Raw genomic sequence first — 13265 nt, 5'->3', positions numbered from 1 at the left:
CTTCACCCCCACCCTGAAGGGCAGAGCACCGGCCCGCATTCCGGTAGCAAGCAGGCATGGTGGGCCGGCGACCTCGCGTCGTCGGCCCACCGTGAGCGGTCGAAGCCGCGGGTGATGCGCTCATGGACGTTGCCACGCGGAACCTCTGGCTGGTCCGGCGAGCCTCGCTCTACCGGCACTCCGCGGCCTACTGGCCCTTCCCTGCCGACCCAGGGCCGCCGGTCAACGGCGGCCGGTGGCCAGGGTGACGAGGTATTGTCCGCCGCCTGCGTCGACGCTTGCGGTCACCGGCAGTCCGGGCACCAGCCGGGAGAACCGGTCGACCAGCCAGTCCGCCGCCGCCTGGGCGTCCTTCCTGCTCGGGCAGCGGGCGACCAACTCGCGGCCACCCTTGCGTTCGAGTCGCTCGGCGACGGTGATCAGCGGCGCGGGCTCCACCACGTGCAGACGGTCCGGCCAGGCGATGACCACCTTGACCGCGCCCTTGCGGGTGTTGCAGGCACGGTGCGCGAGTCGCTCGGCGACCTTGACCTTCTTGTCGGCGGTGCGGCTGTCGACGCTGGGACCCCGCGGGTCGTTCACCGACATGTCGGCGTCGACCGGCTCGTCGCACACCCAGCATCGCCAACTGTCACGCCTCGCGACGTCATCGAGGAGACTCATCCGAGCAAACTAGCCTGTCCGCCCCCGACCAACGACAGCCCCGGCCACGGCGAGCGCCGCCAGTCCGAAAAGGTGCACGGCTCGCTCTCCTGCGCCTCCGCCTTGACTCGCGGTGCGATACCGCACCGTCGACGGCCAGCCCGTTGAGCGGGTCGAGCGCGCGCACGAACCACGCGCATTGGTCGAAGAATCCCGTTCCCGCCTGCCGATCGTCCTCGGCGAAGCCACTCACCCACATCGACCAGCGCCTTTGTGTGTTATCCCGGATCTCTGCCGAAATCAACGGCGGAAAAACCGGTGCGGCCGCCAGTTTGTAACTTATGCTGCCTCAGACACACAGAGACGGCCCGCATCCCCACGTCGCGCCGGCCCGCGCGACCACGCACGCCGTCGACCGCCGGTCTTCGGGACCGCCGATGCCGATTGGAGCATTCGATGACGTGGCGTCCAACCATTGCCGCGCTGGCCGGTCTGTGCCTCGCGCTCAGCACCGCAACATTCCCCACCGGTGCCGCCGCCACGCCCCGGGAGACCTTGAGCGCTGGCCATGTTAGCGCTCACGCTGCGGTCACCGCGGCCGGTGGCGCGCTCGCCGGTCCGCCTGGCGCACCGCCCGGGGTCTGCCCGACGGGGACCGGATACGGCCCACCGCTGCCGGCCAGTTCCGTGTCGGCCGCAAAAATCCAGAGTGGATTCTCATTCCTCGAAGGGCCGGTCTGGGTCGCCGACGGCGGCTACCTGCTGATGTCCGACATGGCCGCCGGCACCGGGCCGTACAACGTCCAGCCGTCCACGATCCGCCGGTTCACCCCGCCGGCGACCTTTGACACGTTCATCGCCAACGCCGGCAGCAACGGCCTGGCGCTCAGTGCCGACGCCCAGCAGATCATCGCGGCCACCCACGACCAGCGAAACGTGTCCGCGTACCGGCTGAGCGACCGGGCCCGCAGCACCGTCGCAGCGGACTATCAGGGCCGGGCGTTCAACTCGCCCAACGACGTCACGGTCCGCTCGGATGGCGTTGTCTACTTCACCGACCCCAACTTTCAGCGCGGCAACCGCTCAGACCAGATGAGCGGGCGTACCAGCGTCTTCCGCGTCTCCGGCGGTCAGGTGTCGCTGGTGGATGACCGGCTGCGCCAGCCCAACGGCATCGCGCTCTCGCCGGACGGGACCGCGCTGTACGTGGGCGCCTACTCCGAGAACAAGATTTACAAGTACGCCGTCCAGCCCGACGGCAGCACCGGCGCCCGCAGCGTCTTCGTGAGCTACCTCGGCGGTCCCGACGGCGTCACGATCGACTGCGCCGGCAACGTGTACTGGGCGTCGGGCTCGGACGCTCTCGTCCACGTCTACTCCCCCGCGGGCACCCAGCTCGGCACGATCCGGTCCGGCACCTCCGGTACGACCAACGTGGCGTTCGGCGGCCCGGACCGGCAGACCCTCTACATCACCTCGGGCCCGAGGAACGACTCCGGCCTGTACAGCGTGCGGCTCAACATTCCTGGATATCCGTACTGATCGAGAACCTCGGGAAGGGACGTACCCCGGGCGGACCCAGGCCTCGCCACCCAGTCACCTCGCTTCGCTCGCCCTGCTGACCCGCGCCGGCATCATCCTGGTCAGCGCGCCGGTCAACGCCACCATCCAACCGCACGGAGGACAGATGCCGCTGCCGCTCCACCGAACCGATCCAGTTACCCGCCGAGCCGTCGGCTCGGGGCCTGCCGGCCGCTGTGGCCCCCGAGTCCTACGGTCGGTTGTGGCCGCGGTGTTGGTGGTGCTCGCCGTGTCGGCCAGCCTGCCGGTGGCCGGGCCGGCGCACGCCGCACCGGCCGTCAACTACACCAACCCGCTGGTGAACCAGCGGGCCGACCCGCACATCGTCAGGCACACCGACGGCTACTACTACCTGACCGCGACAGTGCCGCAGTACGACCGGATCGTGCTGCGACGTGCGACCACCTTGCAGGGGCTGGCGACGGCGGCGGAAATGACGATCTGGAACCGGCACACCAGCGGAGAGATGGGCGCCCACATCTGGGCACCAGAGATCCATTTCATCAACAACCGGTGGTACGTCTACTTCGCCGCGGGCCGGACCGATGACGTGTGGCGAATCCGGATGTACGTGCTGGAGAACGCCAGCGCGAATCCGCTGACCGGTTCGTGGACCGAACGCGGCCGGATCACGACACCCTGGGACACCTTCAGCCTGGACGCTTCGACCTTCGTCGCCAACGGGGTGCGCTATCTGACCTGGGCACAGCAGGAGCCAGGGATATCCACCAACTCCAACGTCTACATCGCCCGGATGGGTGCCAACCCTTGGCAGATCACGGGCACGGTGACCCGACTGGTCGTGCCGACGTACGACTGGGAGACCCGCGGCTACCGGGTTGCCGAGGGACCGGCGGTGCTCCAACGCAACGGCCGCGTCTTCCTGACCTACTCGGCCAGCGCCACGGACGCCAACTATTGCCTCGGGATGCTGAGCGCCTCCGCCACCGCGAACCTGCTCGACGCCGCCTCCTGGAGCAAGAGCGCCAACCCGGTGTTCGCCAGCAACGCGGCCACCGGCCAGTACGGCCCCGGCCACAACTCGTTCACCGTCTCGGAGGACGGGCAGAGCGACATCCTGGTCTATCACGACCGCAACTACCGCGACATCACCGGCGATCCGCTCAATGACCCGAACCGGCGGGCAAGGCTTCAAAAGCTTTACTGGAACGCCGATGGCACCCCGAACTTCGGCATCCCGGTGCCCGACGGGGCCACACCGGTTCGGCTGCGTTCACATGATCTGGCTGGCAGCTACATTCGGCACTACGACTACCGGGCCCGAGTCGAGCCGAACGTGTCGAACCTGGCCGACTCCCAGTTCCGCATCGTCACCGGCCTCGCCGGCGGCGGATCGGTGTCGCTGGAGTCGACCAACTTCCCGGGGTACTACCTGCGTCACCGGGGCTTCGCCCTGTACGTCGAGCAGAACGACGGCTCGACCCTCTTCGGCGACGACGCGAGCTTCCGTCGTCAATCCGGCCTGGCCGCCAGCGCCGGGCTCTCCCTGGAGTCACAGAACTTCCCGGGCCGATATGTGCGCCACCGCGACGGACTGCTCTACGTGGAAGCGGTGAGTTCGAGCGCCGAGCGTAGCTCCGCCACCTTCCACCTCGAATAGCCGATCTCGCCTACCGGTGGGGTGCGGCCGGAGTCGCCACCACGGCCACGCCGGCCCGACGATCACCCCGTCGCCGAGACCGGTGGAGGCAGCATCCGGGTCCCTTTCGGACAGACCTGAACGCCACTGGCTCCACAACCACCCGGGGACTAGGGTGATCAACTACAGAGCGACGTCGTTGCGGGGGACGCATGACTCAGCATGTTGGTGGTTTGCCGAGCCCGAATGGGATCACCGGGCCAGGTGAGTTCATTGCCGCTCTCCGCCAGTTGCGGGCGTGGTCTGATCTGTCATACCGGCAGCTGGCCCGCCGGGCGGAGGCCGCCGGTGAGGTGTTGCCGGCGAGTACGACCGCCTCGATGCTTGCCCGCGCCAGCCTGCCCAGGAGCGACATCGTCGCGACGTTCGTCCGGGCTTGCGGGCTCGACGGGGCGGTGGTCGCCACGTGGGTCACGGCGCGCAATGCGCTCGCCGCCGCAACGGCCCGGCCGGATGGCGCGGCACCTGTCCCGCACGACGTGCCGCAGCCCGCACCGGACGGTGGATCCGTGCCTGCCATGCTGCCCGCCGACATCGCCGACTTCACCGGCCGCGAGGAGCACGTGGTTTCGCTGTACGAGCACCTGTCGGGCCCGACACGTACCGGCCGGCACCACCAGGCGCCGGCCATCGCGACGATCAGCGGCATGGGTGGCGTCGGCAAAACGGCCCTCGCCGTCCACGTCGCCCATCGGCTGGCCGGCAGGTATCTCGACGGTCGGCTCTACGTGAACCTGCGCGGTGCCGACGCGTCGCCGTTGCAGTCCGGCGACGTCCTGGCCCGGTTTCTGCGCGCGCTGGGCGTACCAAACCAAGCAATTCCGGCGGACGAGGCCGAACGTGCCGAGCTGTACCGCACCCGCCTCGCCGATCGCTCGGTGCTGCTGGTCTTGGACAACGCGGCCACAGAGAGCCAGGTCCGACCCCTGCTGCCGGGCACGGCGACCTGCGCTGTCCTGGTGACCAGCCGGGCACGGCTGACCGGCATCGAGGGTGCCCGCCGCGTCGACCTCGACGTGTTTGCACCTACGACGGCGATCCGGCTGCTGGCCAGCATCACCACGGACGAGCGGGTGGCCGCACAGCACACGGGGGCGGCGAAGATCATCGCGTTGTGCGGTGGGCTACCACTGGCGGTGCGCGTCGCCGGGGCACGCCTCGCCGCCCGGCCCAAATGGCACCTCGGACACCTGGCCACGATGCTCGGCGACGAGCAACGCCGCCTGGACCAGTTGGCAGCCGGTGACCTGGCGGTCCGCGCCTCGCTCGCCCTGAGCTACCAAGGGCTCGACCCGACGGCACGGCGGCTGTTCCGGCTGCTCGGCCTCTTCGACCTGCCGGACTTTCCGGCCTGGTTCGCCGCGGCCATGCTCGACTCGACGTTGGACACCGGCGTCGAGCACGCCGAAGCGTTGGTGGATGCGCAGTTGCTCACCGCCGCCGACACCGATGCGGCCGGGCAGCAGCGCTACCGCTTCCACGACCTGGTACGGATCTTCGCTCGGGAGCGCGCCGAGGTCGAGGAGACCGGTGAGTCGCTTGCGGCTGCGCTCACCCGCGGGTTCGGTGGCTGGCTGGCCCTCACCGAGCGGATGGCTGGACACATCCCGGGGCCGTGCTACGCGGCGATCAGCGGATCCGCGCCGCGCCCGGTCCTGGGCTGGGTCGAGCGGTACACGCCGAGTATCGACCCGGGCCTGTGGTTCGATGCCGAGAGGGCGGCGCTGCTGTCCCTGATCCGGCAGGCATGTCTGCTCGGCCTCGACGACGTGGCGTTCGACCTGGCCGGGTGCATGGAGAAGTACTTCGACGTGCGCGGCATGTACAGCGACTGGGTCGACACCAACACCGAGGTCATGTCTGCGTGCCACGCGGCGGGCAACCTGCTCGGTGAGGCGGTCATGCTACGCGGCCTGATCGACGTGACCACGTGGATCACCGACGGCGGCGACGGCGACGCGATGTCCCGACTGCACGACGAGGCGTTCCGACTGTTGGACATGTTCACCCTCCTGCGGCACGAGCAGGGCATGAGCGACGCCGCCGTGATGTGCTCCTGGGCGCTCACCGCGGCGGGCGACCGCCCCGCCGCAATCACCTACGCCACCCGTGCCCTCCAGTTGGCCACCCGCTCGGAGCACCGGGGCGGCCGGATCCGGGCCCGGTTGGCGCTGTCAGTCGCCCACTACGAGCAGGCACGGTTCGACGACGCCGCCGCTGGCCTGGCCGTTGCACTGGACGAGGCACGAGCCCTTGGCAATCCGCGCTGGGTCGCGACCGTCCTGCAGTTCTCCGGCATCACCCATCGCGAGCTCGCCAACTTCGAACGCAGCCACGGCATGCTCCGCGAGTCACTGAGCATCTCGCGTCACTACGACGACACGTACACCGAGGTCTTGACGCTGCTCGCACTGGCTCGGCTGGACTTGCAGCGCGGTGATCCGGCCGCGCGCACCACGGCCGAGACGTCGGTGGCGCTCAGCCGTGAGTACCACATGAGCCACCACCTGGCCCAGGCGCTGGACGTGTTGGGCGAGATAGAGCTGGCCGACGGCAGCCCCGCACGGGCGATCGGCCACCTCGAGGAATCGGTAGCGATCTGGCGCACCCGCGGATGGCATTCGATGCAGGCCACGGCGCTCACAAATCTGGGCAAGGCGTACGCGCAGACCGAGCCGTTGGCCGCGCAACGGGCGTTCGAGGAAGCCAGCGCGATCTTCACCCGGCTCGGCAACACCGCCAAGCTCGCGGAACTCCTCCCGTACATCCCACCGCACGGCACCGAGCACCGCCAAGAACCGACGCCACCGCGCCTGGCGTGAGGTCCGCGTCAGCGTGACGGCACCCCACCGAAGATCTCTTCCGCGCGGTTGGCCAGCTCATTGCGGTCCAGCTTCCCGTTGGGAAGCACTGGCAGGCGGGCGACGAGCCGGAACGCCCTGGGTACCGCGACAGCTGGAAGGTGCTGCAGCAGATGGGCTCTCAGCTCCCTTTCGTCGATGCTCGGTAACCCGGTGAGGAAGGCGGCGACCCGCGATTCGTGTACGCCGATGGCAGCATCGGCAATCCCGGGGATAGTGAGCAGGGCGCTCTCGATCTCGGCTGACTCGATGCGCATTCCGCCCAGTTTGAGTTGATTATCAGCGCGACCGTGATAGCGGAGCAGACCGTCGTCGCCGAGGCTGACGATATCCCCGGTACGGTATTCGCGTTGCTCGTTCACCACTCCCGGCGAGGAGATCACGAGTTCGCCATCTTGGATGGATACCGCCGTTCCGGGGATAGGCCTGCCGATGGGGACCGGATCTTCGCCAGGGGTGCACTTGTGCACGGTGCTCCACACTGTGCACTCAGTTGGGCCGTATTCGTTGTACAGGTCGGTCCGCGGCACGATGTTGAAGTGCTGCCGCACGAGTTCTGGCGGGCAGGTCTCCCCGGCGACGATCACCGTCGTAAGCGATTCAATCGGTGAGCGCAGCAGAAGCCGGTAGAGCGAGGGCACCATGAGCGCGTGGGTCGGGTGATACTCCCGGCCAGCCTTCAGAATGGCGGGCAGGTTTGCTGGCCTGTCGCTGGGGATGATGAGTGCCGAGCCCGTGCACAACGTCCAGTAGATGCCCGCCACCGAACTGTCGAACGATATGGACGAACACAGCAGGAACCGGCGTGGTGGCTCGCGGTAGTAGTCGATCCGGGCTGTGGTCGAGTAGCTCAACGCCGCCCGTGAGACTGACACCGCTTTGGGGTTGCCGGTCGAGCCGCTGGTGAAGATCGTGTAGGCGTGCGGGCCGTCTCGCCAGGGCGCTTCTCGTTCGGGCAGCGCCGCGATCAGGTCCTGGGTGAGGTGGATACGCGCCCCGCTGTGTAGCTTCATCTGCTGCTGCCGGTCAACGGGAAAGGCCATGTCGATAGGCACGTATCGTGCTCCGGCCCGCAACACCCCCAGCATCCCGGCGATCGCCCATCGGGACAGGGGGGCGTGCACGCCAACGGGCTCGCCCACGGCCACCTTCCGGGCCTCCAGATAGCTCGCTATGGAGCCCGACAGGCGATCCAGATCCGCGTACGTCGTTGATCCTTGAAGGTCCGCGAGCGCGATGGCGCCAGGGGCTTCCCGCATCCGTGCCTGGATCATCGCCAACACATCGTTGGTCACCGCGGCCTGCCTACCACTGGAAGGCTCTTGATGCCGGCCAGCCACGTGGAGCGCACGTGCACGATGTCGCCGGCAAGCTCGAAGGATGCAAACCGTTGAAACATCTCCTCAAAGACGATCCTCAACGCGAGCCGCGCGAGCCCCGCCCCGACGCAGTAGTGCGCACCGGCGCCAAAGGCAAGGTGGCGCTGTCCACGGCGGGACGGATCCAGCAGGTGGGGATCCGAAAAAAATCGCTCGTCGCGGTTGGACGAGCCTATCCACAGCACCACTGCGTCTCCTGCGGCGATCGCCTTTCCGTTGATCGACGTGTCCCGGGTGGCCGTACGCAGGAAGTGCCCGGCGGGAGAGGTCCAGCGGATCGCTTCCTCTACTGCGCTGGGCAGGAGAGCGCGCTGCGCGGCCCACGTCGGGTACTGGGCGGTGCGTAGTAGCTCGGCGAGTGTCGCGGTGGGAACGTGAGCGATCGCGGCCGCGGCCCCCAGGATCAGGCTGTAGCAGTTTGCGACCACTCCCCCGGCGCTGAGCGGCAGCGCCAGTAGCGCATCGACCAGGTCGCCGCGTGGACGCCGACGGTGTTCCAGCGAGAGACTCAGCAGGTAGGCGAACAGCTCGCGATGACCCCGGTCGAGGGTCGCCTGGGGACCCCCTTCGACCGCCGTGTCGGGGTCGTGTTCGGCGACCGACATTGCCACCAGGCGGGCGATCAGGGGCCAGTCCTGGGCCGGGATACCCATGAGCGGCCCAAGGAAGGCCATTGGCAGCGGTGCGATGGCGGCCGCGAAGTCGAAGCTTCCGGAGTGTGATCCAAGCAGATCTCGGACATGTTCCCGGATGGAGGCTGCGTGCTGTTGGACAGCCCGCATCGCCAACTCCCGCTGTAGCGGGCTGCGGATTCGGGCGAGTTCGGGTGGATCGGTCGCCGAGAACTGCTGCCCCTGGGCCGGCTCCGGCCGGCCGAGCATGTTGAGCACGACGCCACCCGTCGAGGAAAAAGTGGCATGGTCCGAAAGGACCCTGTCGGCGCCGTCGAAGGTGGAAACGGCCCAGAAGCCTGTGTTGTTGACAGCTTGCCACCGCACCGGCTCGCGCTGGCGCATTGCCTGCCATACCGCGTGCGGGTCGCCATGGGCGAACAGCCCCGGGTCGCTGAGGTCGATCCGTGCGAGGTCGATGGCCGCCACGTCGGTTGAGGGGACCAGGTTCATGCCGTCGAGACCTCGTCGAGAAGATCGGCGATAGTGGGCTTGAGGAACAGGACTGCCGCGTCGATCTCTATCCCGAACTCCTCGTAGATGTCCATCAGCAGGTCCGCGGCCAGGAGGGAGTCGCCGCCGAGGGCGAAGAAGTTGTCACCGGCGGTGACCGTGGGAACACCCAGTTTCTCGCTCCACAGCTTGATCAGCCTGCGTTGGAGCTCAGCTCGCTGCTGCATACAGATCTCCCCACCTGTCGACGAACCGCTGGATGAGGGCCCGCATCACTGACTCACGATAAAGATCATTCCGGTAGCGCAGGCAAACCGTGTAGATGCCGCCGCTGCCGAGTTCCAGCCAGAAGGCGAGCCCGTTGACGGGAAGTATCGGCCCGCCCAGATCGAGGCCGGCGGGAATGGTCAATGGCTCAATGCTGTCGTCGGCCTGAACCTGTATCACCTCGAACTGAGCAAGGGCCGGGCCACCGCGGGCGAAGGCGGCGCCGGCAGTAGGCAACGTCTCCAAGAGCACCGGAAAGGGAATCTCCTGGGCGTAGGCCGCAATGAATGCGTGCTGCACGGCGGGCAGGTCGGTTGTGGTCAGCCGCACTGGCAGCACGTTCATGTAGAGGCCCACGGTGTCCCATTCGGACCGGTCGCGCCCGTAGGTCAGCACCGGGATGAGCAGATCTCTGCCTGCGCTCAACGGCTGCAGAGCTTGGGCGAATGCGGCGAACAGCACCACGAACGCGGTGCTTCGCGCCGCACGGCCCACCTCATCCGCCTGGACCGCCGTGATATCCGTCCTGATCCGCAGTTCTCGTGTGGTCTCGGGCATGCCCGAGCCACCGTCCGCCGTAAGCGGCGGGACGTCGACGAGCGTGTGCTTCCAGAACGGGACCGCCCGAAACATTCGTTTGAGGTGCTTCACCGACACGTCGTGTCGGTAGGACCGCGCCGACGTTCGGTCGCCCGCAAGCACGTCACCGACCAGGATGCGCATTGACCAAGGGTCAGACACGGTGTGGTGCGCTACGAGCAGGAGATCAGAGCCGTTCACGTACGCCCACAGGAGGCACGGGGACCCTGGCGGATAGCTTGCCGCCGCCGCCGACGCCCAGACATCGTCTACGTTCACCAGTGGCACCGGGCCGGTGCCGAGCACCGGATGCCGGCGCACGGCGGCGTTGAGTCGGTCTTGAAGCCAGCCGAGATCCGGCTCCTCCGGCAGCCGCACGCCGCCGACGGCGACGAACCGATCCGCGGGAAATCCACTGCCGGACCACGCGAGAATCCGCTGCCCGTACGGCATGTCAGCCAACTTTCATCGCCTCCTCTTTCGGCTTCTGGGCAGTGTCGGCGGGCAGGTCACGCATCCGCCGCAGAGGTGAGAAGAGCACCCACAGTCCAGACGCCCACACCCCCGCCGCAGCGATCCACATGGTCGGACGGACGCCGATCCAGGAGCCCAGCGCGCCGCCCAGAAGCGCGCCCAACGGCATCACCCCGAAGATGACCCACCGCACCGAGGCCGTCATCCGGCCGAGCAGTTCCGGTGGACAGACCCGTTGGCGGTAACTGACCGATGCTGCGTTGTAGATGGCGAACAGCGCGCTGAGCCCGGCCATGCCAACGGTGTACGTCAGCATTCCCCAGCCTGGTTGCGAAACGGGAACGAGCAGAACCAGCCAGCCCAGTCCGAGCGGTGCCGCCCAGATGATCCTCGCCGTGCCCACTATCCGGGCCAGTCGCCCCGAGAGCAGCCCACCGCTGACACCGCCGATGGTGATCAAGGCAAGAGTCAGCGCGACCTGGCCCTCGGACAGCTGCACGAGCCGCACCAGGTACAGCACTGCGAGAGCGAAGATCATCTGGCTGAACAGGTTCAGCGTCGCGGCCGCCGCGACCAGCCTCGGCATGATGGGATGACCGAACACATACGAGAGACCCTCGGCCAACTCTCGGCGGAAATGGCGTTCGCGCACCACGGCCCGCTGCGGCTCATCACGGTGGATCAACAGCAGCGTGAAGGCATTGGCGACGTACGCCAAGGCATCCAGCCCCACCGTTCTCGCTACACCGATTACCGAAATCAGCGCACCGCCGGCACTGTACCCGGCAATCATCGATACCGAGTAGGTCGTGCTCATCTTCCCGTTGGCATCGAGCAACTGGTCGGGCCGCACGATGGCCGGCAGCCAACTGTGGTGAGCGGTTTCGTAGAGCACGGTGCACACGCCCGAGAGCAGCGCGACAATCCACAGCTGCGCCATGGTGACCCAACCCGTCCAGGCGCCCACGGCAACCGTGGCCACCAGCCCGGCTCGCAGAAGATGGCAGGTGACCATGAGTTTGCGTTTCGGCCAACGGTCCACCCATACTCCGGCCGGCAGCGAGATCAGCAGATAGGCGGCCATCCTTGTCGCGGTTAGCACGCCCACCTCTATTGCCGTGGCGTCAAGAACGGTGACAGCAAGCAGGGGGATGGCCAGCAGTGAGATCGCATCGCCGGTTTCGCTCATCGTCCGCCCGGACCAGAGCACCATGAAATCGCGGTGGCGCCACAGACTTTGACTCATCGTGCCGTCGCTTGCCGCAACGTCTCCGTCATGGTGAGCAGAAATCTCTCCAGATCTTCCCGCTCATAGCCCGATCGCATGACACGAAGGGTCAGACTGACTTCAGGAAAGACGCTGGCGACGACGTAGAAACTCGGACCGCTGTACCCTCGTGGCGGCAACCACTCGACCCGGCTCCGCCCAAGGCATCCGGTGGCGGTGGGAACTCCGGCAGGCGGCGAGACGAACGTGAAGAAGTATCCCCGATCGTAGTCCAACGGCGCGGCCGCAGCAGGGTCGACTATCCCGTGCTGAAGGGCGCGTATCCCGTTGATGTTCATTTCGGCGGCAACGGCAGAGAACGGGCGGTCCGCGTTCTCGGTGCCACGGACGGGCACCCACTGGGTCATCGATGAAACGAGATTTCGCACCGAGGGCTCCAGCCGGTTCGCGGACAGCAGGAACAGCAGTGGTGAAGCTGCACCGCTCATGCCGACAAGAGCCTGAAAATACGCTGCGAAGAGCAGATTGGGTAACGTTACTTCGAGTTTCTGTGCGGTTTGCCGCGCAAGACTGAAGGGGATGCCGGTGTGTGCACACGCGCGCAGCAGACCCTGGCGCACAATCCCCGCATCCGGTGACGCCGCAGCAGTCGTTCGTTCACGATAATCGGCGGCAGCCGCAAGCCTCGCTGCGTATGCCGGTTCTCGCTGACGTGCTGCCAGCCCTCGAGGAGTGGGGGCCGGCCGCACTGCCTGTGGTGATTCGATCAGGGACCGGAAGTCGTGCTCAAGGACCGCCAAGGCCGCGCCGTCAGCGGCAAGGTGGTGGATGACGAGCTGGACCTGGCACGGCAATCCGTCCTTTAGCGCCACCCAGGCTCGCCACGGCGCCTGCTCGGTCAGGTCGAACGGCCGCCGAAGTTGCTCAGCAGCCATGGCCGACCACTGTTCCTGCTCGACTGTTCCTTGCCATGCAGCCGGAGCAGATGCGGCAACGATTTGTTCAACGCCGCTGGAGTCGTCGGCCACACGGTACCGCGTTCGTAGCGATTCGTGCCGATCCACAAGCGCGGCAAGTGCCCACTTGAATTTCTCCGTGCCCACCCCTGGCGGCACGTCCCAGGCCGGGTTCATATTCGATTCCCAGCGCTGACTGGCGGGGCGACGCATGGCGTCCTGCCAGAGCGACAACTGCCCCATAGTCAGCGGATACGTGTTTCCAGCGTTTTCAGCCACCAGGATATCTCCAGAGGAATCGGGGCGGTCGCGGCTGTCGCAACGGCCGCCCCGACCCCCACGAGCTTCGGTTTTGCCGGGACTCAGGAAGCGCAGTCGCCGCCCTTCATCATTGTGTTCACCTCCCTCCCACTGGTCGAAATTGGTGCGCGGAACACCATTGACCTTGCAGCAGGCCACGAGCAGCGTCAACGGAAAAGCCGTACGAGAGTGTCCGAAAGTGTGCGAGACCAGA

Annotated in this window: 10 protein-coding genes; 3 read left to right on the top strand and 7 right to left on the bottom strand. The window is 67.2% G+C overall.

Annotated elements, in window-relative coordinates; all coding sequences use genetic code 11:
- Positions 1-222: 222 nt before the first annotated feature.
- Positions 223-663, bottom strand: coding sequence for a hypothetical protein (locus OG811_RS24570; protein WP_406069018.1), 441 nt, complete (start codon positions 661-663; stop codon positions 223-225).
- Between the two features lie 435 nt (positions 664-1098).
- On the opposite strand from OG811_RS24570, the gene OG811_RS24565 reads away from it, so the two are divergent.
- The 3 genes from OG811_RS24565 (at position 1099) to OG811_RS24555 (ending at position 6705) form a co-directional block, all read left to right on the top strand.
- Complete coding sequence (locus OG811_RS24565) at positions 1099-2184, top strand: SMP-30/gluconolactonase/LRE family protein (RefSeq protein ID WP_406069017.1); 1086 nt, start codon at positions 1099-1101, stop codon at positions 2182-2184.
- Between the two features lie 241 nt (positions 2185-2425).
- Positions 2426-3844, top strand: coding sequence for a family 43 glycosylhydrolase (locus tag OG811_RS24560; RefSeq protein WP_406069015.1), 1419 nt, complete (start codon positions 2426-2428; stop codon positions 3842-3844).
- 191 nt (positions 3845-4035) lie between these two features.
- Positions 4036-6705 carry an ATP-binding protein gene (locus OG811_RS24555; RefSeq protein ID WP_406069013.1) on the top strand — a complete coding sequence of 890 codons (2670 nt, stop codon included), beginning with the start codon at positions 4036-4038 and terminating at the stop codon, positions 6703-6705.
- Positions 6706-6713: 8 nt separating this feature from the next.
- Here OG811_RS24555 and OG811_RS24550 read toward each other — a convergent pair whose 3' ends face one another.
- The 6 genes from OG811_RS24550 to OG811_RS24525 are packed head-to-tail and all read right to left on the bottom strand — an operon-like array spanning position 6714 to position 13222.
- The gene (locus OG811_RS24550; RefSeq protein ID WP_406069011.1) at positions 6714-8039 is read right to left on the bottom strand and encodes an amino acid adenylation domain-containing protein; all 1326 of its coding nucleotides are present in this window, start codon (positions 8037-8039) and stop codon (positions 6714-6716) included.
- A complete protein-coding gene (locus OG811_RS24545; protein WP_406069009.1) occupies positions 8036-9247 on the bottom strand; it encodes a cytochrome P450 in 1212 nt (403 codons plus the stop codon). The genes OG811_RS24550 and OG811_RS24545 overlap by 4 nt, the downstream gene beginning before the upstream one ends.
- On the bottom strand, positions 9244-9474 hold the full coding sequence (locus OG811_RS24540) for a phosphopantetheine-binding protein (RefSeq protein ID WP_406069007.1): 231 nt from the start codon (positions 9472-9474) through the stop codon (positions 9244-9246). The genes OG811_RS24545 and OG811_RS24540 overlap by 4 nt, the downstream gene beginning before the upstream one ends.
- Positions 9458-10546: a condensation domain-containing protein gene (locus OG811_RS24535; protein ID WP_406075897.1), complete on the bottom strand. Its 1089-nt coding sequence runs from the start codon at positions 10544-10546 to the stop codon at positions 9458-9460. Before OG811_RS24535 ends, OG811_RS24540 begins: the two co-directional genes overlap by 17 nt.
- Before the next feature lies 1 nt (position 10547).
- Complete coding sequence (locus tag OG811_RS24530; RefSeq protein ID WP_406069005.1) at positions 10548-11813, bottom strand: MFS transporter; 1266 nt, start codon at positions 11811-11813, stop codon at positions 10548-10550.
- On the bottom strand, positions 11810-13222 hold the full coding sequence (locus OG811_RS24525; RefSeq protein ID WP_406069003.1) for a condensation domain-containing protein: 1413 nt from the start codon (positions 13220-13222) through the stop codon (positions 11810-11812). Before OG811_RS24525 ends, OG811_RS24530 begins: the two co-directional genes overlap by 4 nt.
- Positions 13223-13265: the final 43 nt, after the last annotated feature.

It is taken from the genome of Micromonospora sp. NBC_01638, from assembly GCF_045209745.1.
Lineage (GTDB): Bacteria > Actinomycetota > Actinomycetes > Mycobacteriales > Micromonosporaceae > Micromonospora.
The sequence above is the reverse complement of the archived record's forward strand: the minus strand, read 5'-3'. Positions and strand labels throughout refer to the sequence as shown.